General features: G+C 62.0%; 22 protein-coding genes. 17 read left to right on the plus strand and 5 right to left on the minus strand.

Features of this window, described 5'->3' with window-relative positions; translation table 11 throughout:
- The first annotated feature begins 7 nt into the window (after positions 1–7).
- The 9 genes from pepP (at position 8) to gcvP (ending at position 11,796) form a co-directional block, all read left to right on the plus strand.
- On the plus strand, positions 8–1,342 hold the full coding sequence (pepP, locus tag AWU82_RS12020; protein ID WP_064379957.1) for a Xaa-Pro aminopeptidase: 1,335 nt from the start codon (positions 8–10) through the stop codon (positions 1,340–1,342).
- Positions 1,339–2,526: a 2-octaprenyl-6-methoxyphenyl hydroxylase gene (ubiH, locus tag AWU82_RS12025; RefSeq protein ID WP_064379959.1), complete on the plus strand. Its 1,188-nt coding sequence runs from the start codon at positions 1,339–1,341 to the stop codon at positions 2,524–2,526. The genes pepP and ubiH overlap by 4 nt, the downstream gene beginning before the upstream one ends.
- On the plus strand, positions 2,519–3,004 hold the full coding sequence (locus tag AWU82_RS12030; protein ID WP_064379962.1) for a DUF4442 domain-containing protein: 486 nt from the start codon (positions 2,519–2,521) through the stop codon (positions 3,002–3,004). Before ubiH ends, AWU82_RS12030 begins: the two co-directional genes overlap by 8 nt.
- Positions 3,005–3,013: 9 nt before the next feature.
- Positions 3,014–4,231 carry a 2-octaprenyl-3-methyl-6-methoxy-1,4-benzoquinol hydroxylase gene (locus AWU82_RS12035; RefSeq protein WP_170928911.1) on the plus strand — a complete coding sequence of 406 codons (1,218 nt, stop codon included), beginning with the start codon at positions 3,014–3,016 and terminating at the stop codon, positions 4,229–4,231.
- A gap of 107 nt (positions 4,232–4,338) precedes the next feature.
- On the plus strand, positions 4,339–5,343 hold the full coding sequence (locus AWU82_RS12040; RefSeq protein ID WP_064379966.1) for an extracellular solute-binding protein: 1,005 nt from the start codon (positions 4,339–4,341) through the stop codon (positions 5,341–5,343).
- Between the two features lie 155 nt (positions 5,344–5,498).
- Positions 5,499–7,115, plus strand: coding sequence for an ABC transporter permease (locus AWU82_RS12045; RefSeq protein WP_064379968.1), 1,617 nt, complete (start codon positions 5,499–5,501; stop codon positions 7,113–7,115).
- 157 nt (positions 7,116–7,272) lie between these two features.
- Entirely contained in the window at positions 7,273–8,355 is a 1,083-nt protein-coding gene (gene gcvT, locus AWU82_RS12050) for a glycine cleavage system aminomethyltransferase GcvT (protein WP_064379969.1), read from the plus strand.
- Positions 8,356–8,404: 49 nt separating this feature from the next.
- Entirely contained in the window at positions 8,405–8,788 is a 384-nt protein-coding gene (gene gcvH / locus AWU82_RS12055; RefSeq protein WP_011336464.1) for a glycine cleavage system protein GcvH, read from the plus strand.
- 134 nt (positions 8,789–8,922) lie between these two features.
- Entirely contained in the window at positions 8,923–11,796 is a 2,874-nt protein-coding gene (gcvP, locus tag AWU82_RS12060) for an aminomethyl-transferring glycine dehydrogenase (protein ID WP_064379971.1), read from the plus strand.
- A gap of 55 nt (positions 11,797–11,851) precedes the next feature.
- Here gcvP and AWU82_RS12065 read toward each other — a convergent pair whose 3' ends face one another.
- The 3 genes from AWU82_RS12065 to AWU82_RS12075 all read right to left on the minus strand — a co-directional run bounded on the left by AWU82_RS12065 (position 11,852) and on the right by AWU82_RS12075 (position 14,452).
- Positions 11,852–12,169, minus strand: a complete 318-nt coding sequence (locus AWU82_RS12065) for a DUF2388 domain-containing protein (protein ID WP_007951791.1) — start codon at positions 12,167–12,169, stop codon at positions 11,852–11,854.
- 69 nt (positions 12,170–12,238) lie between these two features.
- The gene (tfpB, locus tag AWU82_RS12070; protein WP_064379973.1) at positions 12,239–14,023 is read right to left on the minus strand and encodes a type IV pilus assembly ATPase TfpB; all 1,785 of its coding nucleotides are present in this window, start codon (positions 14,021–14,023) and stop codon (positions 12,239–12,241) included.
- 90 nt (positions 14,024–14,113) lie between these two features.
- The gene (locus tag AWU82_RS12075) at positions 14,114–14,452 is read right to left on the minus strand and encodes an ACT-like domain-containing protein (RefSeq protein ID WP_064379975.1); all 339 of its coding nucleotides are present in this window, start codon (positions 14,450–14,452) and stop codon (positions 14,114–14,116) included.
- A gap of 126 nt (positions 14,453–14,578) precedes the next feature.
- On the opposite strand from AWU82_RS12075, the gene AWU82_RS12080 reads away from it, so the two are divergent.
- Positions 14,579–15,049: an Lrp/AsnC family transcriptional regulator gene (locus AWU82_RS12080; RefSeq protein WP_064379977.1), complete on the plus strand. Its 471-nt coding sequence runs from the start codon at positions 14,579–14,581 to the stop codon at positions 15,047–15,049.
- 130 nt (positions 15,050–15,179) lie between these two features.
- Here the strand turns inward: AWU82_RS12080 and AWU82_RS12085 are convergent, their stop codons facing one another.
- On the minus strand, positions 15,180–16,550 hold the full coding sequence (locus AWU82_RS12085) for a CYTH domain-containing protein (protein ID WP_064379979.1): 1,371 nt from the start codon (positions 16,548–16,550) through the stop codon (positions 15,180–15,182).
- Between the two features lie 156 nt (positions 16,551–16,706).
- On the opposite strand from AWU82_RS12085, the gene argE reads away from it, so the two are divergent.
- Both argE and argA read left to right on the plus strand, forming a co-directional pair.
- Positions 16,707–17,855, plus strand: coding sequence for an acetylornithine deacetylase (argE, locus tag AWU82_RS12090; RefSeq protein WP_064379981.1), 1,149 nt, complete (start codon positions 16,707–16,709; stop codon positions 17,853–17,855).
- Positions 17,856–17,990: 135 nt separating this feature from the next.
- The gene (argA, locus tag AWU82_RS12095; protein ID WP_007951778.1) at positions 17,991–19,289 is read left to right on the plus strand and encodes an amino-acid N-acetyltransferase; all 1,299 of its coding nucleotides are present in this window, start codon (positions 17,991–17,993) and stop codon (positions 19,287–19,289) included.
- A gap of 82 nt (positions 19,290–19,371) precedes the next feature.
- On the opposite strand, the gene tauA is transcribed toward argA, so the two are convergent.
- Complete coding sequence (gene tauA, locus AWU82_RS12100; RefSeq protein ID WP_064379983.1) at positions 19,372–20,361, minus strand: taurine ABC transporter substrate-binding protein; 990 nt, start codon at positions 20,359–20,361, stop codon at positions 19,372–19,374.
- A gap of 365 nt (positions 20,362–20,726) precedes the next feature.
- Here tauA and AWU82_RS12105 point away from each other — a divergent pair, with 365 nt between their 5' ends.
- From AWU82_RS12105 to ssuD, 5 genes are all read left to right on the plus strand, one after another.
- Positions 20,727–22,079 (plus strand): OprD family porin, encoded by a 1,353-nt coding sequence (locus AWU82_RS12105; RefSeq protein ID WP_064379984.1) that lies wholly within the window; start codon positions 20,727–20,729, stop codon positions 22,077–22,079.
- Between the two features lie 296 nt (positions 22,080–22,375).
- The gene (locus AWU82_RS12110) at positions 22,376–23,014 is read left to right on the plus strand and encodes a peroxiredoxin (protein WP_016772650.1); all 639 of its coding nucleotides are present in this window, start codon (positions 22,376–22,378) and stop codon (positions 23,012–23,014) included.
- A 290-nt stretch (positions 23,015–23,304) separates the two neighbouring features.
- Positions 23,305–23,898: an NADPH-dependent FMN reductase gene (ssuE, locus tag AWU82_RS12115; RefSeq protein WP_011336454.1), complete on the plus strand. Its 594-nt coding sequence runs from the start codon at positions 23,305–23,307 to the stop codon at positions 23,896–23,898.
- 89 nt (positions 23,899–23,987) lie between these two features.
- Entirely contained in the window at positions 23,988–24,968 is a 981-nt protein-coding gene (locus AWU82_RS12120) for a sulfonate ABC transporter substrate-binding protein (RefSeq protein ID WP_011336453.1), read from the plus strand.
- A 25-nt stretch (positions 24,969–24,993) separates the two neighbouring features.
- Entirely contained in the window at positions 24,994–26,142 is a 1,149-nt protein-coding gene (gene ssuD / locus AWU82_RS12125; protein WP_011336452.1) for an FMNH2-dependent alkanesulfonate monooxygenase, read from the plus strand.
- Positions 26,143–26,145 lie beyond the last annotated feature (3 nt).

The following is a 26,145-nucleotide window of genomic DNA, read 5'->3' on the forward strand; positions in this document are numbered from 1 at the left end:
TCTGCCCATGATCCATATCCCAAAAGCGGAATACGCCCGACGCCGCAAGGCGCTGATGGCGCAGATGGAACCCAACAGCATCGCGATCCTGCCGGCCGCCGCGGTCGCCATCCGCAACCGCGATGTCGAGCACGTCTATCGCCAGGACAGCGACTTCCAATACCTCAGCGGTTTCCCAGAGCCACAGGCGGTCATCGTCCTGATGCCCGGTCGCGAGCATGGCGAGTACGTGCTGTTCTGCCGTGAACGCAACGCCGAACGCGAACTCTGGGACGGCCTGCGCGCCGGCCAGGAAGGTGCGATCCGCGATTTCGGCGCCGATGACGCTTTCCCCATCACCGACATCGACGACATTCTGCCGGGCCTGATCGAAGGCCGCGACCGGGTGTATTCGGCCATGGGCAGCAACCCGGAATTCGACCGCCACCTGATGGACTGGATCAACGTGATCCGCTCCAAGGCGCACCTCGGCGCCCAGCCGCCGAACGAATTCGTTGCCCTGGATCACCTGCTGCACGACATGCGCCTGTATAAATCGGCGGCAGAAGTGAAGGTGATGCGCGAAGCAGCGCGGATCTCCGCCCAGGCCCACATCCGGGCGATGCAGGCCAGCCGTGCCGGGCTGTACGAGTACAGCCTCGAAGCCGAACTGGATTACGAGTTCCGCAAGGGCGGAGCGAAAATGCCCGCCTACGGTTCGATCGTCGCCGCTGGGCGCAACAGCTGCATCCTGCATTACCAGCAAAATGACGCGCTGCTCAAGGACGGCGATCTGGTGCTGATCGACGCCGGTTGCGAGATCGACTGCTACGCCAGCGACATCACCCGCACCTGGCCGGTCAACGGCAAGTTCTCGGCCGAGCAGAAAGCGATCTACGAATTGGTATTGGCTTCGCAGGAAGCCGCGTTCGCCGAAATCGCTCCGAACAAACACTGGAACCAGGCGCACGAAGCCACGGTTCGGGTCATCACCGCCGGGCTGGTGAAGCTGGGGTTGTTGCAGGGCGAAGTCGACGAATTGATCTCTACCGAGGCCTACAAAGCGTTTTACATGCACCGCGCCGGCCACTGGCTCGGGATGGATGTGCATGACGTCGGCGAATACAAGGTCGGCGGCGAATGGCGGGTGCTGGAAGTCGGCATGGCGCTGACCGTGGAGCCGGGCATCTACATCGCCCCGGACAATCAGAACGTAGCGAAGAAATGGCGCGGCATTGGCGTGCGCATCGAGGATGACGTGGTAGTGACCAAGAGCGGTTGTGAAATCCTGACCGGCGGCGTGCCGAAAACCGTCGCCGAGATCGAAGCCCTGATGGCGCAAGCACGGACCTGCGCGGCATGAGTCGGGTCAATCTGGCAATCATCGGTGGCGGTCTGGTCGGTGCCAGTCTGGCGTTGGCCTTGCAGGCCGGGGCCAAGGCCCGTGGCTGGAAGATCGTGCTGATCGAACCGTTCGCCCCCGGTGATACGTGGCAGCCAAGCTATGACGCACGTTCGTCGGCGCTGTCCTTCGGCTCCCGACAGATCTATCAACGGCTGGGCGTTTGGCAGGAAATCTCCCGCCGCGCCGAGCCGATCAAGCAGATTCACGTGTCCGACCGTGGTCGTTTTTCCACCGCTCGCCTGTCGGCGATGGAAGAGGGCGTTCCGGCGCTCGGCTATGTCGTTGAAAACGCCTGGCTCGGCCAGTGCCTGTGGCAGCACCTCGACAAAGAGGTGATCAGTTGGCGCTGCCCGGCGGAGGTTTCCCGCATGGAGCCGCTGCCCGACGGCTATCGCCTGACCCTCAACGATGAAACCACGGTCGAGTGCGATCTGGCGGTGCTCGCCGATGGCGGCCGTTCCGGTCTGCGCGAGCAACTGGGCATCAACGTACGCAAGCGTCCGTATAACCAGAGCGCGCTGATCGCCAACATCACGCCGAGCGAAGCGCACAACGGCATGGCCTTCGAGCGCTTCACCGACGAAGGTCCGATGGCGCTGCTGCCGCTGCCGGAAAACCGCTGCGCGCTGGTCTGGACCCGTCTGGGCATGGACGCGCAACGGCTGGCCGACCTGAGCGAACGTGATTTCCTCAGCGAGCTGCAAGGCGTGTTCGGTTACCGCCTCGGCACCCTGAAGCAGGTCGGCGCGCGACATCTGTATCCGCTGTCGCTGGTGGAAGCCGAAGAGCAGGTGCGCTCGCATCTGGCCGTGCTCGGCAACGCCGCCCACAGCCTGCACCCGATTGCCGGGCAGGGTTTCAACCTGTCCCTGCGCGATGCCGATGCGTTGGCCGCCGCGCTGCTGGCCAGCGACAAACCGCTGGGAGATTTCGCCACGCTGCAGGCCTATCGCGAGCGTCAGCGTCTCGATCAGGACCTCACCGTCGGTTTCTCCGATCAGGTTACGCGCCTGTTCGGCAGCACTCAGCCGCTGGTGTCGCTGGGGCGCAACATCGGCCTGCTCGGCCTCGATCTGCTGCCACCGGCCAAACGCTGGTTCGCCCGTCAGGCCATGGGGCTGGGGACGCGGCCGGATGCGTGAGTGGCTGATCAGACGGTTTGGCAAGGCGCGGCTGATGCGCTGGATCATGACGCTCTACCCGCCGTACTTCGGCGCCGGTGTCCGGGTGCAGCACATCAGCGATGACTTTCGTGACATCCGGGTCTCGATGGGCCTGGGCTGGTACAACCGCAATTACGTCGGCACCCAGTTCGGCGGCAGTCTGTATTCGATGGTCGATCCGTTCTTCATGTTGATGCTCATGGAGAACCTCGGCTCGCGCTACATCGTCTGGGACAAGGCCGCCGACATTGATTTCATATCGCCGGGCAAAGGCCCGGTGTTCGCCCGGTTCAACATCGACGACACCCTGCTCGACGAGATCCGTCGGCAGACCGCCAGTGGCGAGAAATACCTGCCGCAGTTGCAGGTCGACATTCATGACGGCGCCGGCAACCTGGTGGCGCGGGTCGGTAAAACCCTTTACGTGCGGCTCAAGCCGCCAGCGAGACAGGCTTAAAGCATGGAAATGCGCGCGGATGTGCTGATTGTCGGAGCCGGAATGGTCGGCAGCGCCCTGGCGCTGGCGTTGCAGGGCAGCGGGCTGGAAGTCCTGCTGCTCGACGGCAGCCCGTTGAGCGTCAAACCCTTCAATGGCGACGCACCGTTCGAGCCACGGGTGAGCGCACTGTCGGCGGCCAGCCAGCGGATCCTCGATCGCCTCGGCGTATGGGACGGCATCGTCAATCGACGCAGCAGCCCTTACACCGACATGCACGTCTGGGACGGCAGCGGCACCGGCCAGATTCATTTCTCGGCCAGCAGCGTGCACGCCGATGTGCTCGGCCACATTGTCGAAAACCGCGTGGTCCAGGATGCCTTGCTCGACCGTCTGCACGATTGCGACCTGGGCCTGCTGGCCAACGCGCGGCTGGAGCAGATGCGTCGTTCCGGTGACGACTGGCTGCTGACCCTGGCCGATGGTCGCACCTTGCGCGCGCCGCTGGTGATTGCGGCGGATGGCGCCAATTCCGCGGTGCGCCGTCTGACCGGCGTCGCCACCCGCGAGTGGGATTACCTGCATCACGCCATCGTCACCAGCGTGCGCAGCAGCAAGCCGCACCGCATGACCGCGTGGCAGCGATTCACCGATCACGGGCCGCTGGCGTTTTTGCCGCTGGAGCGTGACGGTCAGCAGGATTGGTGCTCGATCGTCTGGTCGACCACGCCGAGCGAAGCCGAACGGCTGATGGCGCTGGAGGAAGCGGACTTCTGCCGTGAGCTGGAGCGCGCGTTCGAAGGTTGCCTCGGCGAGGTCATCAGCGCCGACCCGCGCCTGTGTGTGCCGCTGCGTCAGCGTCACGCCAAGCGCTACGTGGCCGAAGGCCTGGCGCTGATCGGTGATGCCGCACACACCATTCACCCGTTGGCGGGGCAGGGTGTGAACCTGGGTTTCCTCGACGCCGCGGTGCTGGCTGAGGTGCTGTTGCAAGCCAACGAACGTGGCGAACGCCTGGCGGACGTAAAAGTCCTGAGCCGCTACGAGCGTCGGCGCATGCCGCACAATCTGGCGCTGATGGCGGCGATGGAAGGCTTCGAGCGGTTGTTCCAGGCTGACCCGCTGCCGCTGCGTTGGTTGCGTAATACCGGACTGAAAATCGTCGAGCAGATGCCCGAGGCCAAGGCGTTGTTTGTGCGTGAAGCATTGGGGCTGACCGGGGACTTGCCGGCCCTGGCCAAGGCCTGACGACGGTCGTGCAACATCTGGTAACTCCTTGGGAAAGTGATCGATTGAGCTCGTAAATGTGAGTCCTTATCATTTGGGCCACTTTTCCCGACCGAGAGACCGCTCCCATGTTGGCATCCAAGCGTGTTCTGACCGCACTGGCCCTGACCCTGATCGGCAGCACTGCCGCCCAGGCCGCCGACGAGGTGGTGGTCTACTCCTCGCGTATCGATGAGCTGATCAAGCCGGTGTTCGATGCCTACACCGCCAAGACCGGGGTGAAGATCAAGTTCATCACCGACAAGGAAGCGCCGCTGATGCAGCGGATCAAGGCCGAAGGCGAGAACGCCACCGCCGACCTGCTTTTGACCGTCGATGCCGGCAACCTCTGGCAGGCCGAGCAGATGGGCATTCTCCAGCCGTTTACCTCGAAAACCATCGACGCCAACATTCCCCTGCAATATCGCTCCTCCAGCCACGCCTGGACCGGCCTGAGCCTGCGCGCGCGGACCATCGCCTATTCCACCGAACGGGTGAAACCGGGCGAACTGACCACCTACGAAGCATTGGCCGACAAGAACTGGGAAGGCCGCCTGTGCCTGCGCACGGCGAAGAAGGTCTACAACCAGTCGCTGACCGCCACCATGATCGAAGTCCACGGTGCCGAAAAAACCGAGAAGATCCTCAAGGGCTGGGTCAACAACCTGTCCACCGACGTGTTCTCCGACGACGTCGCGGTGCTGGAAGCGATCAACGCTGGCCAGTGCGACGTCGGCATCGTCAACACTTACTACTACGGCCGCCTGCACAAGCAGAAGCCGGAACTGCCGGTGAAGCTGTTCTGGCCGAATCAGGCGGATCGTGGTGTACACGTCAACCTGTCGGGCATCGGCCTGACCAAACATGCGCCGCACCCGGAAGCCGCCAAGGCGCTGGTCGAGTGGATGACCACGCCTGAGGCGCAGAAGATCTTTGCCGATGTGAACCAGGAATTCCCGGCGAATCCGGGGGTGAAGCCTTCGGAAGAAGTGGCGGCGTGGGGGCAGTTCGTGGCTGATACGCTGCCGGTTGAAGTGGCGGGCAAGCGTCAGGCTGAAGCGATCCGGATGATGGATCGGGCGGGTTGGAACTGAGTTTTTACATACAACAACATTGATCGTTCCCACGCTCTGCGTGGGAATGCAGTCCCCGACGCTCTGCGTCGCATCATCGACAGCGTGACGCGGAGCGTCACAGAATGTGTGCCCACGCAAAACGTGGGCACAATCATTTGAACGAGACTGTTTCCTTGGCCCACCCCGCCCAACGCCGCTGGTACCCCATCGTCTTCGCCATCGCCGCGTTGGTGCTGCTCCCCCTCAGCGTGCTCCTGCTCTCATGGCAAACCATCGACCACCAGATCTGGTCGCACCTGTGGGAAACCCAGATGCCACGCCTGCTGGGCAACACCCTGACGCTGGTATTCGGCGTCGGTCTCGGTGTGACACTGATCGGCGTAAGCCTCGCCTGGCTCACCAGCCTCTGCGAATTCCCCGGCCGCCGCTGGCTCGACTGGGCACTGATGCTGCCGTTCGCCATCCCGGCCTACGTGCTGGCGTTCGTGTTCGTCGGCCTGCTGGACTTCGCAGGCCCGGTACAAACCCTGCTGCGAGAATGGTTCGGCACTGGCCTGCGCCTGCCGCGAGTGCGCTCCACCGGCGGGGTGATTCTGGTGTTGGTGCTGGTGTTTTATCCCTATGTCTACCTGCTGGCGCGCACCGCATTTCTCGCGCAGGGCAAGGGATTGATGGAAGCTGCACGAGTCCTCGGCCAGTCACCGTGGCAAGCGTTCTGGCGTGTGGCATTGCCGATGGCGCGGCCGGCCATCGGTGCCGGCGTGGCACTCGCACTGATGGAAACCCTGGCGGATTTCGGCGCGGTGTCGGTGTTCAACTTCGACACCTTCACCACTGCGATCTACAAGACCTGGTACGGCTTCTTCAGCCTGCCCAGCGCTGCGCAACTGGCCAGCCTGTTGCTGCTGGTGGTGATGCTGGTGTTGTACGGCGAACGTCGCGCGCGTGGCGCCAATCGGGCAAGCAATGAGCGGCCACGGGTCAAGGCGCTGTATCACCTGCGCGGGCCCAAGGCCTGGGCGGCGACCGGCTGGTGCGGTCTGGTGTTCGCCTGCGCGTTTGTCATTCCGGTGCTGCAACTGGTGGTGTGGTTCTGGCAGCGCGGGCGCTTCGATCTGGATGAGCGCTACGCCGGGCTGATTCTCCATACGCTGTATCTGGGCGGCATGGCCGCGTTGATCACAGTCAGCGTGGCGATGTTGCTGGCCTTCGCCCGGCGTCTGGCGCCGACCCGGACGATCAACTCCTCAGTCGGTCTGGCCAATCTCGGTTATGCCTTGCCGGGCTCGGTGCTGGCGGTGTCGATCATGCTCGCGTTCAGTTATCTGGACCGGGAGCTGGTGATTCCGCTGTCCGGCTGGCTTGGCGGGGCGGGCAAGCCGTTGCTGCTGGGCAGTCTGGCGGCGTTGCTGCTGGCGTATCTGGTGCGGTTCGTGGCCGTGGCCTATGGGCCGCTGGAAAGCAGTCTGGCGCGTATACGGCCTTCTTTGCCTGAAGCGGCACGTAGCCTGGGTGTCAGTGGGCCGCGACTGTTTTTCAAAGTGTATCTGCCGTTGCTGCTGCCCGGCACGCTCAGCGCCGCGCTGCTGGTGTTCGTCGACGTGCTCAAGGAAATGCCCGCCACCCTGCTGATGCGCCCGTTTGGCTGGGACACGCTGGCGGTGCGGATCTTCGAAATGACCAGCGAAGGCGAATGGGCGAGGGCGTCGTTGCCGGCGCTGACGTTAGTGCTGGTCGGTCTGTTGCCGGTCATCGGTTTGATCCGACGCTCGGCGCACAGAAACACTTAGTCGTCAGTCCTGAATCATGCGGCTACAATGCGCGGCATTCGGTGCGGTCCGTCTGACAGACCCTGTCGCTGAAATCGGCTGAAAGCCCTTTTTGACAGGGTTTTCCGATCCGTGCAGCAGCGCCCCGCACCTTCGCCACGCCCGGAAGGAGAAACCCATGGGACAGCGTACGCCTCTGTATGACCTGCATCTCGCCCTTGGCGCGAAGATGGTCGATTTTGGCGGTTGGGACATGCCTCTGCATTACGGCTCGCAGGTCGAGGAACACCATCAGGTGCGTCGCGATTGCGGGGTGTTCGATGTTTCCCACATGACCGTGATCGATGTCACCGGCCCCCAGGCCAAGGCCTGGCTCCAGCATTTGCTGGCCAATGACGTCGAACGCCTGCACAGCCCCGGCCGTGCGTTGTACAGCACCATGCTCAACGAGCGCGGCGGTATCGTCGACGACATGATCGTCTACCGCCTCGAGGACGGTTATCGTCTGGTGGTCAACGCCTCCACCCGCGATCAGGACCTGGCCTGGATGCAGGCACAGTTGGGCAGCTTCGATGTTCAGATGACCGAACGCTCCGAGCTGGCGATGCTCGCCATTCAAGGTCCCCATGCCCGGCACAGGATTGCCGAGCTGGTGACCCAGTCCCGCGCCAACCTGATCCAGATGCTCAAGCCTTTCGAGGGCCACGTCGACGGCGACTGGTTCATTGCGCGCACCGGCTACACCGGTGAGGACGGTCTGGAAATCGCCCTGCCGGCCGATCAGGCCCCCGGGTTCTTCAACGATCTGGTGGGCGCCGGCATTTCCCCCATCGGCCTCGGTGCCCGCGACACGCTGCGGGTCGAGGCCGGCATGAACCTCTACGGTCAGGACATCCACCAGGACGTTTCGCCCCTGGCCTCGAACATGGCCTGGAGCATCGCCTGGGAGCCGGCCACGCGTCGGTTCATCGGTCGCGATGCGCTGGAAGCGGAAAAAACCGCCGGTGTGCAGCACAAACTGGTCGGCCTGGTGCTTGAAGAGCGCGGGGTTTTGCGGGCCCATCAGGTGGTTCGTATCGCTGATGTTGGCGAAGGGGAGATCACCAGTGGTAGTTTCTCTCCTACGCTTAGCAAGTCGATTGCCCTGGCGCGTGTACCGATGGCGACTGCCGACCGCGCCGAAGTGGAAATCCGTGGCAAGTGGTATCCGGTACGCGTGGTCAAACCGACCTTTGTCCGTCACGGCAAAACCTTGATCTAAACCTTTTCCGGCGGGCACGACCGCTGACAATTTCTTGAGGACACCGAGCATGAGCAACATCCCAGCTGAACTGCGTTTTGCCGAAAGTCATGAATGGGCGCGTCTGGAAGCCGACGGCACCGTCACCGTGGGCATCAGCGATCATGCCCAGGAAGCGTTGGGTGATGTGGTGTTTGTCGAGCTGGCAGAAGTGGGCAAGGTGTTCGCCGCCGGTGATACCGCCGGTGTCGTCGAGTCGGTGAAGGCCGCTTCCGACATCTACTCCCCGGTCGGTGGCGAAGTGATTGCCGTCAACGAAGACCTGGCCGGTTCGCCGGAAGAACTGAACAACGATCCGTACGCCGCGTGGATCTTCAAGCTCAAGCCAAGCGACAAGGCCGAGCTGGACAAGCTGCTCGACGCTGCCGCCTACAAGGCTGCCATCGGCGAATAAGCTTCACGCAACACCGCAAAGCCCCGACCCGTCGGGGCTTTTTTCTGCTCGGGACTTTGGCCGTCGGGGTGGCTGCTATGCTGGTTTGACCGTGTTGCATTGACGCCGAGCCGCCAGCCAAGAGAGAGCCCGTCATGTCCCAGTTGCTATCCCTGAGCCAGTTACGCGATCCCCATGCCTTTCTGCGCCGCCACCTCGGCCCCGATGCTGCCGAGCAACAGGCGATGCTGGACAGCCTCGGCCTCGGCAGCCGGGTCGAGCTGATCGAACAGACCGTGCCGCCGGGCATTCGCCTCAACCGCGAGCTGGACCTGCCACCGGCGCTGGACGAGCAGGCAGCGCTGGCCAGACTGCGCGGTTATGCCGAACAGAACCAGGTATGGACCAGCCTGATCGGCATGGGCTACCACGGCACCCTGACCCCGACCGTCATCCTGCGCAACGTGCTGGAAAATCCCGGCTGGTACACCGCCTACACGCCTTACCAACCGGAAATCGCCCAAGGCCGGCTCGAAGCGTTGCTCAACTTTCAGCAACTGACCATTGACCTCACCGGCCTTGAACTGGCCAACGCTTCGCTGCTCGATGAAGCCACCGCCGCGGCAGAAGCCATGGCCTTGGCCAAACGTGTGGCAAAGTCGAAAAGCAATCTGTTCTTCGTCGACGAAAACTGTCATCCCCAGACCATTTCCGTGGTGCAGACCCGCGCCGAAGGCTTCGGCTTCGAGCTGATCGTCGACGCTGTGGATAACTTGAAGCAGCACCAGGTGTTCGGCGCACTGCTGCAATACCCCGACACCCACGGCGAAGTCCGCGACCTGCGGCCGCTGATCGATCACCTGCACGCGCAGCAGGCGCTGGCCTGCGTGGCGGCCGATCTGCTCAGTCTGTTGCTGCTGACCCCGCCGGGCGAACTGGGTGCCGACGTGGTGTTCGGTTCATCCCAGCGCTTCGGCGTGCCGATGGGGTACGGCGGCCCGCACGCGGCGTTTTTCGCCAGCCGCGAGGAATACAAACGGGCGATACCGGGACGGATCATCGGCGTGTCGAAAGATGCCCGTGGCAACGTCGCGCTGCGCATGGCCCTGCAAACCCGCGAGCAGCATATTCGCCGGGAGAAGGCCAATTCGAACATCTGCACCGCCCAGGTGTTGCTGGCCAATATCGCCAGTTTCTACGCGGTCTATCACGGCCCGGAAGGACTGAAACGAATCGCCCAGCGGGTGCACCGGCTGACCTGCATTCTCGCCGCCGGGCTCGAACGCCATGGCATCCAGCGCCTCAACCAACACTTCTTCGACACCCTCACACTGGACGTGGGCGGGGCGCAAACCGCGATCATCGAAAGCGCCCAGGCCGCGCAGATCAACCTGCGCATCCTCGGTCGTGGCCAACTGGGTCTGAGCCTCGACGAGGCCTGTGATGAAAACACCGTGGCCAGACTGTTCGATGTGCTGCTGGGCGCCGATCACGGGTTGAACATCGATGATCTCGACGCCGAAACGCTGGCCTCCGGCATTCCCGACACGCTGCAGCGCAGCACGCCGTACCTGCGTCACCCGGTGTTCAACGCCCACCACAGCGAAACCGAGATGCTGCGCTACCTCAAGCAACTGGAGAACAAGGATCTGGCGCTCAACCAGTCGATGATCCCGCTGGGCTCCTGCACCATGAAACTCAACGCCACCAGCGAGATGATCCCGATCACCTGGCCGCAATTCGCCAACCTGCACCCGTTCGTGCCCCGGGAGCAGGCGGTCGGTTACACGCTGATGATCGAAGAGCTGGAGCGCTGGCTGTGCGCAATCACCGGGTTCGATGCGATCTGCATGCAGCCCAACTCCGGCGCCCAGGGCGAGTACGCCGGGCTGCTGGCGATCCGCAAATACCACGAGAGCCGCCAGCAGGGCGGGCGGGATATCTGCCTGATCCCTTCTTCGGCCCACGGCACCAACCCGGCCTCGGCACAGATGGCCGGGATGCGCGTGGTGATTGTCGAGTGTGACGACGCTGGCAATGTCGATCTGGAGGACTTGAAAGCCAAGGCGTCCGAGGCCGGGGCCAGGCTGTCGTGCCTGATGGCGACCTACCCGTCGACCCACGGCGTGTACGAGGAAGGCATCAGCGAAATCTGCGAAGTTATCCACCAGCACGGCGGCCAGGTTTACATGGACGGCGCCAACCTCAACGCTCAGGTCGGGCTGGCGCGGCCGGCGGACATCGGCGCCGACGTGTCACACATGAACCTGCACAAGACCTTCTGCATTCCCCACGGCGGAGGCGGGCCGGGCATGGGGCCGATTGGCGTGCGTGCGCACCTGGCGCCATTCGTTGCCAACCATCCGGTGATCCCGATCGACGGGCCGCAACCGCAGAACGGAGCGGTCAGCGCCGCGCCATGGGGCAGTGCGAGCATTCTGCCGATCAGCTGGATGTACATCGCGATGATGGGGCCGCAACTGACGGATGCCAGCGAAGTGGCGATCCTCGCGGCGAATTACCTGGCGCAGCACCTGTCCGGTGCGTTCCCTGTTCTGTACACCGGTCGCAACGAGCGGGTCGCCCACGAATGCATTCTGGATCTGCGCCCGCTGAAAGCGCAGACCGGCATCAGCGAAGAGGACGTCGCCAAGCGCCTGATGGATTACGGCTTCCACGCGCCGACCATGTCGTTCCCGGTGCCGGGCACCTTGATGGTCGAGCCGACCGAGAGCGAGTCCAAGGCCGAACTGGATCGCTTCATCGGCGCGATGCTGAGCATTCGCGCAGAAATCACCGAGGTGCAGAACGGCAACTGGCCGGCCGAGGACAACCCGCTCAAACGGGCACCGCATACCCTGGCCGATATAACCGGCGTGTGGGAACGGCCGTACAGCATCGAGCAGGGCATCACGCCGGATGCGCACACCAAGGCGCACAAATATTGGCCGGCGGTGAACCGGGTCGATAACGTCTATGGCGACCGCAACCTGTTCTGTGCCTGTGTGCCGGTTGACGATTACCGCTGATCAGCGGGCAAAAAAATGCCGCTCGTGTGAGCGGCATTTTTGTTTGTCCGGAAGGTTATTCCGACGCCACGGCGTTCTTCGCCAGAATCGCGTTCGCCAGTTCCATGTCGGTGGCCTGCAGGCCCGGGTTGTCGGCGCGGACTTTCTGCATCGCGGCTTCCAGGTACGGGCCACGGATACCGCCGTCGCTGGCGACGAAGCTGCCGGCGTCGTCCTGGGCGGCAACGATCAGTTTGTGATCCTTGAAAGTCAGGTAGGTCGAGCCGGTGGTGGCACCGGACGAAATGACGTTACGCCAAAAGCTGTCGGCCATCGCTGAACCAACAGGGAGGGACAGCAAGGCGAGGGTAGCGACAGCAAGTTTGAGACGCATGTTGGGTGACTCCACTGGTGTTGAATAACCGGTTGGATCGTCGTTTCCCCGATCCGGTTCCGTGAGCACTTATTTCTGCTCGCTCTGTGGTGTCACCCGCAATACTTCTTCAAGGGTTGTCAGCCCGGCCGCGACTTTCTGCGCACCGGACAATCGCAGGCTGCGCATGCCTTCCTTGAACGCCTGCCGGCGGATCGCGGTGAGATCGGTGTCGGGGCTGATCAAGGCCTTGAGGCTGTCGCTCAGTTGCATGATTTCGTAGACCCCGGCCCGCCCGTGATAACCGGTGTCGCGGCACTCCAGACAACCGATGGCCCGTTGCGCATTGCCCGGCAGCGGTGCCTGCCACGGCCGGGTCAGGGTTTGCCAGTCTTCTTCGTCCAGAGTCAGCGGCGCCTTGCAGTGCGGGCAAAGGGTTCGCACCAGTCGTTGCGCCATGACGCCGAGCACGGTGGCCTTGATCAGGTAATGCGGCACGCCGAGTTCCAGCAGTCGGCTGATGGCGCTCGGCGCATCGTTGGTGTGCAGGGTCGAGAGCACCAGGTGTCCGGTCAACGCCGCCTGGATCGCCATTTCGGCCGTTTCCAGATCGCGGATCTCGCCGATCATGATGATGTCCGGGTCCTGCCGCATCAGCGCACGCACGCCGGCGGCGAACGTCAGGTCAATGTTGTGCTGGACCTGCATCTGGTTGAAGGCCGGCTCGACCATCTCGATCGGGTCTTCGATGGTGCAGAGGTTGACCTCCGGAGTCGCCAGTTTTTTCAGCGTGGTGTACAGCGTGGTGGTCTTGCCGGAACCGGTCGGGCCGGTGACCAGGATGATGCCGTTGGGCTGGCGGGTCATGTCCTGCCAGCGCCGCAGGTCGTCGGCAGAAAAGCCGAGCTGATCGAAATCCTTGAGCAGCACTTCCGGGTCGAAGATCCGCATGACCATTTTTTCGCCGAACGCGGTGGGCAGGGTCGACAGCCGCAGCTCGACTTCACCGCCGTCCGGAGTCTTGGTCTTGACCCGGCCGTCCTGGGGTTTGCGTTTCTCGGCGACGTTCATCCGGCCAAGGCTTTTCAGGCGGCTGACGATGGCCATCGTCACCTGCGGCGGGAATTGATAGACGTTGTGCAGCACGCCGTCGATGCGAAAACGCACCGTGCCTTGCTCGCGCCGGGGTTCGATGTGGATATCGCTGGCCCGTTGCTGGAAGGCGTACTGGAACAGCCAGTCGACGATGTTGACGATGTGCGCGTCGTTGGCGTCGGGCTCCTGATCGCTGGCGCCGAGGTTGAGCAACTGTTCGAAGTTGCCGAGGTTGCCGCCCTGCGCATCGGCATTGCTGGCGCCGCTGACCGATTTGGCGAGGCGAAAGAATTCGACGCTGAAACGCTGAATGTCCGCCGGGTTGGCCACCACCCGTTTGATCGGCAGTTTCAGGACGTGAGTCAGATCGGCCTCCCAGCCGCTGACGTAGGGCTGGGCGCTGGCCACGGTGACCGCGTCGCGATCGACCGATACCGCGAGAATCTTGTGGCGCTGGGCGAAGGCATAGGACATCAGCGGCGTGATGGCGGCGACGTTGATCTTCAGCGGGTCGATCCGCAGGTACGGCTGGCCGGCCTGCTGCGCCAGCCACAGGGTCAGGCTTTCCAGGTCGAGGTGTTTGCCCGGACGGCTGAGATCGTCCAGTTGCTGGCTGGCGATGAATTCCAGCGGGTGTTTCTGGCCGTGGGCGGCATGCCGACGCCGGGCGTTGAGCGCTTGCTCCGCCGAGTCCTGGCAGATGAAGCCTTGGGCGACCAGTTCACGCAGTACCTCATTGAGATCCAGCCAGCGATCCTGAGTGGCGAGTTGAACGGACATGCGGGCTCCTTTTGAACGACAGTGCGCAAAGGATAGTCGTGGCCCCGCCGACCGTTGGGCCACTACCCGACGAAGACGTTTCGGTTCTTGTCAGCCGGCCGCCTGCGCCGGTGCATCCCACGCCGCGTCGGGGTTTTGCAGGTTCACCGAGCAGACGCTGATCAGGTTACGAAGTTTTTCCGCGATCACCTGGGCGCGGTGCCAGCTCAGGCCACCCATGATGATGTCGATCGACAGCAGATCGTCCAGCCGCTGGACATTGACCTGCTCCGGCGTGAGGCACTGCAAGGCGAACAGGTTCAGCACCCGCACCAGCAAATCCGGCTCGACCTCGGCCAGGATCTGGTACTGCGCAAGGCAATGGGCGTTGCTGGCGTTCCACACATCGGCACGGGGCGCAGGGGTGTTGACGGCTTCGAGGTGTGGCATGACAGGTCTCCGGAATCAGTGCGGGAATTTTTACATTCGATGCCGGGCATTTCTTGTCTAAGATGAGCTGAACAGGCGATTGAACAGGTTTATCAATTCGCTACTGGGTGATTTTGAGGATTATTTATGCATAGCGATCTGGACAGCTACGACCGGCGCATTCTCGCCCTGCTGCAAGAGGACGCTTCCTTGTCCAGCGCACAGATCGCCGAGCAGGTGGGCCTGTCGCAATCGCCGTGCTGGCGGCGGATTCAGCGGATGAAGGAGGAGGGGATCATTCGGGGTCAGGTGACCTTGCTCGATCGCAAGAAGATCGGTCTGAACACGCAGATCTTCGCCGAGATCAAACTCAACGCCCACGGCCGTTCGAACTTCACTGAGTTCACCGAGGCGATTCGCGGCTTTCCCGAAGTGCTGGAGTGTTACGTGCTGATGGGGGCGGTGGATTTCCTGCTGCGGATCGTCGCGGCGGACATCGAGGCGTATGAGCGGTTCTTCTTCGAGAAGCTGTCGCTGGTGCCGGGGATTCAGGAAGTGAACTCGATTGTGGCGTTGTCGGAGATCAAGTCCACGACCAGTTTGCCGGTACTGCGCTGATCACGCGGGGGATGATCGTTCCCACGCTCCGCGTGGGAATGCCTCAATGGACGCTCTGCGTCCGCTTTGGGACGCGGAGCGTCCCGGGCTGCATTCCCACGCAGAGCGTGGGAACGATCTTTCGCCGGAATTACATGCGCAGCAGCATTTTCCAGGCGCGATTCTGGTACACCGCAATCGCCTGATGCTTGCGTGCATCGAGCAGTTCGTCGGTGATGGTCGGCTCGTTGGCCAGTTGCGCCAGTTTGTTCAGCTCGCCGTACAGACGATCCATTTCCGGGATTTCCAGCACGTTGCGCGCGTGGTGCAACCAGACCTGGATGCGCTCGATGCGCGGCAGTTGCTCGGCCAGATCTTCCGGCTGCTGCTGGTAACGCTGCAATTGAAGCGAAGTGGCTTCTTCGCCCAGCAGGCGCGGCAGCCAGCTTTGCAACTGCGCAGCACCCTGGCGATTGCCACGGGTGTTGCGGTCGGCAGCCCAGGTGCGGGCCAGCAACCAGCGCGAAGCGTTCAGCGAGAACAGGCCCCAGCGCGGATCTTCCAGCTCTTCGAGGAACTGCTCCGGCGCGGCTTTGCGCACGTCTTCGTCTTCGATGCCGACCTGTACCAGCGGACGCCAGTCTTCCAGCAGGGCATCAAGGGCAACGCGCAGGTCGTGGGTCGACGCACGCGGCGCGGCCTGGCCGAGGCTGCTGAGCAGGGCGCGCATTTCCGCGAGGTTCTCGACCCAGTCCTGCAGCAGGCGCCAGTGGCCGTTGAAACGATACTGTTCGGCCAGACGCTGACTACTGCCGAGCAAGTGCCAGGCCAGGGCGGCGAAGGCGTCGTCCAGCGGAGTTTCGGCGGTAATGGCCGGCGCCGGCAGGCTCAGCGAGTAGCTGTTGGCGTCATACAGGCGATAGCCGCGCTCGGCCTTGCTGATGTCGCACGGCATCAGGGCCAGGGTTTCGGCCAGTTCGGCAGCCAGTTCCAGCAGCGCGGCAGGCTCGCCTTCGCGCAGTTCCAGTTCCAGCTCGCAGATTTCTTCTTTCTGTTTGCCGACTACCACGTGGCCCAGATCCAGCGCGGCTTCGATGACCACTTTGGTCTTGCCACGGCCCCAGGCGATTTCGGCGCGTTCGCGGACAAAATCGGTGGTGAAGATCGGCTTCAGGGTTTTCTTGTCCAGCTCGGCGAGGGACTCGGGCCAGCATTCGCCGTCGAGTTTCTTCACGTCGAGCTTGGCTTTGGGCAGGTTCCAGTCGTACTCGTTACGCTCGGACAGGCCGGCGACGCTCTGGCCACGGGTCTTGAGGGTTTGAATCACCTCTTCGCCGTCCTTGCGCAGGCGCAGGGCAACCTTGGCCCGGGCCAGGTCACGCTCAGGCGTGTCGAAGTACTGATTCATCAACTCACGGCGTTCCCAGCCACTTTTGTTGCGTTTTTTCAGGAGAGGGTGCTCGCGCAGGGCGGCGAGGGTTTCGCGGCTGACGCGGAGTTTGATTTCGGTTTCTTTCTGCATGGCCGGAAAATCCAGGATCGGGAGCGCAGCCGGGGGAATGTGTGGCTGCCAAGGCCGTGCAGTGTACAGGACTGAACCTTCCTACGCTTTGCGGCGGTTTATTCTCGGCGCCGGATGGTTCTATGATGAACCTCAATCCGGGAGTTGGAGTCAGCGATGCCTTTGCCGTCCATGCAAGACCAGTTCGCTGCACTGATCGCCGCGCCGTCGGTCAGTTGCACCCAGCCGGGCCTCGACCAGTCCAACCGGGCGGTGATCGATCTGCTCGCCGGATGGCTGGGAGATCTGGGCTTCAGTTGCGACATCCAGCAGGTCAGCCCCGGAAAATTCAATCTGCTCGCCAGTTTCGGCAGCGGCCCCGGCGGGCTGGTGCTGGCCGGGCACAGCGACACGGTGCCGTACGACGATGCGCTGTGGAAAACCGACCCGCTGAAACTCACCGAAGTCGATGGTCGCTGGGTCGGTCTCGGCAGTTGTGACATGAAGGGCTTCTTCGCCCTGATCATCGAAGCCGTGCAACCGCTGCTCGATCAATCGTTCAAGCAGCCGCTGCTGATCCTCGCCACCTGCGATGAAGAAAGTTCGATGTCCGGTGCCCGGGCGCTGGCCGAAGCGGGGCGGCCGCTGGGCCGGGCGGCGGTGATCGGCGAGCCGACCGGGCTCAAGCCGATCCGCATGCACAAGGGCATCATGATGGAGCGCATTGATATCCTCGGGCAGAGCGGCCATTCGTCGGATCCGCGTCTGGGACACAGCGCCCTCGAAGCGATGCACGATGCCATCGGCGAGCTGCGCGGCCTGCGCCTGTTGTGGCAGCGCGAATTCAACAACCCGCAGTTCAGCGTGCCGCAGCCGACCATGAACTTCGGCTGTATCCACGGTGGCGACAACCCCAACCGTATCTGCGGCCAGTGTTCACTGGAGTTCGACCTGCGGCCGTTGCCGGGGATGGACCCGAAAGTCTTGCGCAGCGAGATTCTGCGCAAGCTCAACCCGGTCGCCGAACGGCATAAAGTGAAGATCGATTACGCGCCGCTGTTTCCCGAAGTGCCGCCGTTCGAGCAGGCCGAAGACGCGGAACTGGTGCGAATTGCCGAAAAACTCACCGGCCACACGGCCGAAGCGGTAGCGTTCGGCACCGAAGCGCCTTATCTTCAGCGCCTTGGCTGCGAAACCATCGTGCTCGGCCCTGGCGACATTGCCTGCGCGCACCAGCCGGACGAGTACCTCGAAATGTCACGTTTGCAGCCTACCGTGCATCTATTGCGGCAGTTGATCGAACATTACTGTCTCAAAACTGTATAAATTGCCCACACACCCACCCGTATTCATGAGGAGAGCGCGCGTGTCGCCAAGCCTGTTCCGACGATAACCATCAGCCCGCTGTGCGTTTTCCGTTTCGCCCCTTTTCCGGCTGCTATTTATTACAGGCCCAGGTTCATGCCCGAATACGTCAATTGGCTTCGCCACGCGTCTCCTTATATCAATGCTCACCGCGATTGCACCTTCGTCGTCATGCTTCCGGGCGACGGCGTCGAGCATCCGAATTTCGGCAACATCGTCCATGACATCGTATTGCTGCACAGCCTCGGCGTGCGGCTGGTGCTGGTTCACGGTTCCCGTCCACAGATCGAAACTCGCCTTGCCGCACGCGGCCTGACCCCGCATTACCACCACGGCATGCGCATCACCGATGCCGCGACCCTGGAGTGCGTGATTGATGCGGTCGGCCAGTTGCGCATCGCCATCGAGGCGCGGCTGTCGATGGACATGGCCTCGTCGCCGATGCAGGGCTCGCGTCTGCGGGTGGCCAGCGGCAACCTCGTGACGGCCCGGCCGATCGGTGTGCTGGAAGGTGTCGACTATCACCACACCGGCGAAGTGCGCCGGGTCGACCGCAAAGGCATCAACCGCCTGCTCGACGAGCGCTCCATCGTATTGCTGTCGCCGCTGGGCTATTCGCCGACCGGTGAGATCTTCAACCTGGCCTGCGAAGACGTGGCGACCCGCGCCGCCATCGATCTGGGCGCCGACAAGCTGCTGCTGTTCGGCGCCGACCTCGGTCTGATCGACGAAAACGGCAAACTGGTGCGCGAGCTGCGCCCGCAACAGGTGCCGGCGCATTTGCAGCGTCTGGGCAGCAACTATCAGGCGGAACTGCTGGATGCCGCCGCCGAAGCCTGTCGTGGCGGCGTGGCGCGCAGCCATATCGTCAGTTATGCCGAGGACGGCGCGCTGCTGACCGAACTGTTCACCCGTGACGGTGGCGGCACGCTGGTGGCCCAGGAGCAATTCGAACTGGTGCGCGAGGCGGCGATTGAAGACGTCGGCGGCTTGCTCGACCTGATCAGTCCGCTGGAAGAGCAGGGGATTCTGGTGCGCCGTTCCCGTGAAGTGCTGGAGCGCGAGATCGAACAGTTCAGCGTGGTCGAACGTGAAGGGATGATCATCGCCTGCGCGGCGCTGTATCAGATTGCCGATTCGGATGCCGGCGAGCTGGCGTGTCTGGCGGTGAATCCCGAGTATCGCCATGGCGGTCGCGGCGACGAACTGCTCGAACGCATCGAGACCCGTGCCCGGGCGCAGGGCCTGAAGACTTTGTTCGTCCTCACCACCCGCACTGCCCACTGGTTCCGCGAGCGCGGTTTCGAACCGAGCAGCGTCGAGCGCCTGCCGGCAGCGCGGGCTTCTCTCTATAACTATCAGCGCAATTCGAAGATCTTCGAAAAGTCTCTGTGATATGACGCCCTCATCGCGAGCAAGCTCGCTCCCACAAAGGTTCACTGAACCCGTGTGGGAGCGAGCTTGCTCGCGATAGCGGTTATTCGGCTACAAACTTCGCACTGACATACGGCGAGTAGTCAGGCAAAACGCTTTCGACCTTGCCCTGTTCCTTCAAAAACTTCGCCGTCTCGCCAATCGCCTTCGCCGTGCCGCCGTCCAGCAGCGCCGTGGTCTGTTGCGCCTTGGCGTCCGGGAAGGCCGAACCTGCGAGCAATTCCGGAACGTCGGCAGCATTGGCACCGGTCAGTTTGGCGATTTTCTGCACAGGCACCGAGTCGGCCGTCCAGCTGTCTTTATGGGCCGCGTAATCAGCGAACGAGTCCAAGGTCACTTTGGCGAACTTGGCCACGACTTCAGGATGCTTCTCGGCAAAATCCTTGCGCGCTACCCAGACCTCGAAGGTCGGCGCGCCCCATTGGCCGACCTGCGCGGCGTCGGTCAGGGTCTTGCCGGTCTTGCGGATTTCACCCAGCGCCGGCGACCAGACAAAGGCCCCGTCGATGTCGCCACGTTTCCAGGCGGCTGCGATTTCAGCGGGTTGCAGGTTCACCACTTTGACTTTCGAGGTGTCCAGGCCCCAGTGCTTGAGCGCGCCGAGCAGGCTGTAGTGGGAGGTGGAAACGAAAGGTGTGGCGATGGTCTTGCCGATCAGGTCTTCGGGCTTGTTGATACCGCTGCCGTTACGCACCACCAGCGCTTCAGCGGCATTGATCTGCGCCGAGACGATGAAGGCCACGATCGGCAGATTGCGCGACGCGGCGGCCGCCAACGGGCTCGAGCCGAGGTTGCCGATCTGCACATCACCGGAGGCAATGGCTGTCACAACTTCCGGGCCACTGTTGAACCGGCGCCAGTCGATCTTCTCGCCGATGGTCTTCTCGTATACGCCGTCGGCCTGGGGGACTTTGCTCGGGTCGATACCGGTCTGGTAACCCACGGTGAGGTTGGCGGCCTGGGTTGAAAAAGAAATCAGCGCCGATACACAAACTGTAACAAATTGACTAGATAGTGCGCGTTTGGCCATCATGGCGTCGCCTTTTTGATAGGGATTGACGAATCGGGGTTGCGTCAAAGCTAATCGATCTAAAAAAAGGCTAATAAATACCATTTAGTAATGAGCTTAGTCGCCGATACGCTGTATCCCGGTGAAGATGGCAAATGGCTGGCCATATAGCTGAAAGGTATCAAAAAGAATTAATAAATTCTTTTTGGGTTTATCAGGAAGTCTTTACCCTGCAGGGACCAAATAACTGCGATTAGACCTTGGTCGTAGACATACAAGGTTACGATTGACTTGTCAGTCACGGTCTGGCGCTAATCGCGCATCTTAGGATCCAGGGGCATCAGACCCCGGACCAGGAACACAAGAATTAGAAACGAGAGGAGCGATACATGAACAAGTCCACCTTGGCCCTGGCCGTGGCCGTAGGGGTTATTGCGCAGCAGGCAGGCGCAGCCGGTTTCATCGAAGACAGCAAGGCCACTCTGGGTCTGCGTAACTTCTACATCAACACTGACAACCGTGACAGCGCTGCCAAAACCGCTTCCGGCGTGCAGAACAAAAACGAAGAATGGGGTCAAGGTTTCGATCTGCGCTTCATCTCCGGTTATACCCAAGGCACTGTAGGCTTCGGTATCGACGCCATCGGCCTGCTGGGCGTGCGTCTGGATTCGGGCGGCGGCACCAACGGCGCCACTGCTACCTCTTACGGCGGCACTGTGTTCCCGAGCAAGTCCAACGGCGAAGCGGTGGATAACTTCTCCAGCCTGGGCCTGACTGCCAAAGCCAAGATCTCCCAGACCGAACTGAAGCTGGGTACCCTGCAGCCGAAGAACCCGGTCATCGTGACCAACGACGGTCGTCTGCTGCCTCAAACCTGGCAGGGCGGTCAGATCACTTCCGGCGAGATCAAGGACCTGACTCTGGTCGCTGGTCAAATCGAAGCGGTGAAAGGTCGTAACTCCAGCAACAACGAGAACCTGTCCATTGGCGGTGCGAACGCTCGCGTAGCCAATAGCAACAAGTTCTACTACGCCGGTGGTGACTACAAGATCACCAAGGACCTGACTGCCCAGTACTACTACGGCAACCTGGAAGACTTCTACAAGCAACACTTCCTGGGTCTGGTTCACAACTGGGCAATCGGCCCGGGCGTGCTGAAGTCTGACTTCCGTTACTTCCACAGCAGCGACGATGGCGCCAACAACAACACCGCAGCCTACTTCGGCAACGGTAACTATGTCGGCAACGTCAGCGGCAAAGGCCCGATCGACAACAACCTGTACAGCGGCTTGTTCCTTTACACCGTTGAAGGTCACACCTTCGGTGGTGGCTACCAGGTGTCCAACGGCAGCTCCGACTTCCCTTGGCTGAACCAGGGCGACGGCTCCTCGAACTACACCATCACCGACATGCAGATCCAGAAGTTCGGTCGTGCCGGCGAGAAAACCTGGCAAGCCCGCTACTCGTATGACTTCGCCAAGGTCGGCCTGCCAGGCCTGACTGCCGGTATGGTCTACCTGCGTGGCAGCGACATCGACACCGTGGGTTCCAACCGTCGTGAGAACGGCAATGGCAACTCCGAGTGGGAACGCGACTTCACCATCGGTTATGTGATTCCTGAGGGCCCGGCGAAAAACCTGGGTTTCATGTGGAAAAACGCTACCTGGCGCAACGACATTCCAGGTCAGCGTGACCAGGATGAAAACCGCCTGATCGTCAGCTACTCGATCCCGCTGCTGTAATAGCGCGATCCTGCACTGATGTAAAAAAAAGCCCCGTCCGGCATCGCGCCGGACGGGGCTTTTGCGTTTTCGGGTCCGGCTCACCCCCGTAAGCCTTTCCCGATGTTTCCCTCTTTACAGCAACTCAAGGCCTTCTCGAACCTTGAGGGCGATGTTCGTCGCGATGCTGCGGGGCGTCCAGTGAACAGATGTTTAATATTCAATAAAGATATAAATATCTAGTTATTTATTCTTTTTCAGAAGAATGAATCCCGAGCTACAGTTGAGGTCTCCAACCCCTTATCAGGAGCCGCACCATGAGCCTCAGACTTGGCGACATCGCCCCCGATTTCGAACAGGATTCCAGCGCCGGCAAGATTCGTTTTCACGAATGGCTGGGCGATAGCTGGGGCGTGCTGTTTTCCCACCCGGCGGATTTCACCCCGGTCTGCACCACCGAGCTGGGCTTCACTGCCAAGCTCAAGGACGAGTTCAGCAAGCGCGGCGTGAAAGCCATTGCCCTGTCGGTCGACCCGGTGGACTCGCACCACAAGTGGATCGAGGACATCAACGAAACCCAGAACACCATCGTCAACTTCCCGATCCTGGCCGATGCCGATCGCAAGGTTTCCGATCTGTACGATCTGATCCACCCGAACGCCAACGACACCCTGACCGTGCGTTCGCTGTTCGTGATCGATCCGAACAAGAAGATCCGCCTGACCATCACCTACCCGGCGAGCACCGGGCGCAACTTCCACGAGATTTTGCGGGTGATCGATTCGCTGCAGCTCACCGACAACTACAAGGTGGCCACCCCGGCCAACTGGCAGGACGGCGAAGAAGTGGTGATCGTGCCGTCGCTCAAGGACGAAGACGAAATCAAGCAGCGCTTTCCGAAGGGCTACCGCGCGGTGAAGCCGTACCTGCGCCTGACCCCACAGCCGAACAAGTGATCTGACCGGGCACACCTCGTTGCAGATCGTTCCCACGCAGACGGTTCGACGCCTCGACGTGGGAACGATCATCATTGCTAGGGAGCGATCAGTACGAACACGATGCAGGGTTTCAGGCCGTTTTCACGGCCTGTTTTTTTGCCCGCTGGAAAGGGAAATGCATATCTCCATAAAGAATAACCAAATGAATAAATATGATTTATGGATATATGAATCAGCTGGTAAGGTCACTCACATCGAAGCGAGATCGCAACCCGCGAATCGCCTGTAACGCGCAAGGAATTCTCTGAATGCTGGTCGTCTCACTCGGTGGCAGTCCCAGTCAACGTTCCCGCTCCGGGGTGTTGCTGGAACGCTCGCAGCGCTGGTTGCAGCAGCAAGGGGTGGAAGTGGTGAGTTATCAGGTGCGGGACTTCCCGGCCGAAGACCTGCTCCACGCCCGCTTCGACAGCCCGAAGGTGCTCGACCTGCTGCAACAGATTGAAAACGCCGATGGCCTGCTGATCGCGACGCCGGTGTACAAGGCGTCGTTCTCCGGCGCCCTGAAGACCGTGCTGGATCTGCTGCCCGAGCGTGCGCTGAACCACAAGATCGTTTTGCCGATGGCCACCGGCGGCAGCATCGCCCACATGCTGGTGGTCGATTACGCCCTCAAGCCTGTGCTGTCGGCGTTGAAGGCCCAGGAAATGCTGCAAGGAATTTTTGCCGAGGACAGCCAGATCGCCTACGGCGAAGGCAGTGCCCAGGCGCAGTTGGCGCCGGCGCTGGAGCAGCGGTTGCATGAAGCGCTGGACCAGTTTGTCAGCGCCATGGCCCGCCGGCCCAAGCCGCTGGAGCCCGGGTTGTTGAACGAACGTTTGTTGAGTGCTCGCTGGAGCATTTGAGCCACACCGAAACTTGAAGTACTCACCTTACTCAGCCGCCAACGGCCAAGCAGGTGCAGCCAAAACCCAACAGCAAAAAGGAGAGCGCTATGCGCACTGTATTTTTGCGTCGTGGTCTGGTCGCTCTGTTTGCTGCGGCTGTGTCCTTCGGCGCCATCACTCAAGCTCAAGCCGAGACGCTTCGGATCGGTTATCAGAAATACGGCACGCTGGTGCTGCTCAAAGCCAAGGGCACGCTGGAAAAACGCCTCGCCGCCCAAGGCGTCGACGTGCAATGGACTGAATTCCCCGGCGGCCCGCAACTGCTGGAAGGCCTGAACGTCGGCTCGATCGACTTCGGTGTCACCGGCGAAACCCCGCCGGTCTTCGCCCAGGCGGCCGGTGCCGATCTGCTCTACGTCGCTTACGAACCACCAGCGCCGAACAGCGAAGCGATCCTCGTGCCGAAAGATTCGCCGATCAAATCGGTGGCGGATCTCAAGGGCAAGAAAGTCGCCTTGAACAAAGGCTCCAACGTCCACTACCTGCTGGTGCGTGCGCTGGAAGACGCCGGCCTCAAGTACAGCGACATTCAAACCGTATTCCTGCCGCCGGCCGATGCCCGCGCCGCGTTCGAGCGCGGCAGCGTCGACGCCTGGGTCATCTGGGATCCGTACCAGGCCGCCGCCGAGAAACAACTGCAAGCGCACACCCTGCGTGACGGCAAAGGCATCGTCGATAACCACCAGTTCTACCTGGCGACCAAACCCTACGCACAGAAAAATCCCGAGGTGATCAAGACGCTCGTGGAAGAAGTGCGCGCCGTCGGCGAATGGTCCAAGGCCAATCCTGAAGACGTGACTCAACAGGTGTCGCCGTTGCTCGGCCTGCCGGCAGACATCACCCTGACCTCGGTGAAACGCCAGGGCTACGGCGCGCTGTTCCTGACCCCGGAAGTGGTCGCCGCGCAACAGAAAATCGCCGACACCTTCTACCAGCTCAAGTTGATTCCCAAGCCGTTGAGCATCAAGGACGTGATCTGGACCCCACCGGCCGCTGTGGCCCAAAGCTCGGTCACCCAAGCCCAGTAAATCGAATCCCCAAGGAGACCACTCCATGAGCCTCAACATCTTCTGGTTCCTGCCTACCCACGGCGACGGCCATTACCTTGGCACCGCCGAAGGCGCCCGCGCCGTCGACCACGGCTATCTGCAACAGGTCGCGCAAGCGGCGGATCGACTGGGTTTCGGCGGCGTGCTGATTCCCACCGGCCGTTCCTGCGAGGACTCGTGGCTGGTGGCGGCCTCGCTGATCCCGGTGACCCAGCGTCTGAAGTTCCTTGTCGCCCTGCGCCCCGGGATCATTTCCCCGACGGTGGCAGCGCGTCAGGCAGCAACGCTGGATCGCCTGTCCGGTGGCCGTGCGCTGTTCAACCTGGTGACCGGTGGCGATCCGGAAGAGTTGGCCGGCGACGGTCTGTTCCTCGATCACGAAGCGCGCTATCAGGCCTCGGTGGAATTCACCCGGATCTGGCGCCGCGTGCTGGAAGGTGAAACCGTGGATTATGACGGCGAGCACATCAGCGTGAAGGGCGCCAAATTGCTCTATCCGCCAATCCAGCAACCGCGTCCGCCGCTGTACTTCGGCGGTTCTTCGGAAGCCGCGCAGGATCTGGCCGCCGAACAAGTGGAAATGGTCCTGACCTGGGGCGAGCCGCCGGCGGCCGTTGCCGAGAAAATCGAACAGGTTCGCGCCAAAGCCGCCAAGCTCGGCCGCACCGTGCGCTTCGGCATTCGCCTGCATGTGATCGTGCGGGAAACCAACGCTGAAGCCTGGCAAGCGGCAGATCGCCTGATCTCGCATCTGGACGACGACACCATCAAACGTGCCCAGGCTTCGCTGGCGCGGTTCGATTCGGTCGGCCAGCAACGCATGGCCGCGTTGCACGGTGGCAGCCGCGATAACCTCGAAGTCAGCCCGAACCTGTGGGCCGGCGTCGGTCTGGTACGCGGGGGGGCCGGGACGGCGCTGGTCGGCGACGGCCCGACCGTGGCGGCGCGGGTGAAGGAATACGCGGATCTGGGCATCGACACTTTCATCTTCTCCGGTTATCCACACCTCGAAGAATCGTATCGGGTGGCTGAACTGCTGTTCCCGCACCTCGACGTCGAGCGCCCGGAGTTGCCGAAAAGCGCTGGTTACGTCAGCCCGTTCGGCGAGATGGTGGCCAACGACATTCTCCCCAAAGCCGCGTCCCAGAGCTGAGGC

The sequence above is a fragment of the Pseudomonas glycinae genome, from assembly GCF_001594225.2.
Lineage (GTDB): Bacteria > Pseudomonadota > Gammaproteobacteria > Pseudomonadales > Pseudomonadaceae > Aquipseudomonas > Aquipseudomonas glycinae.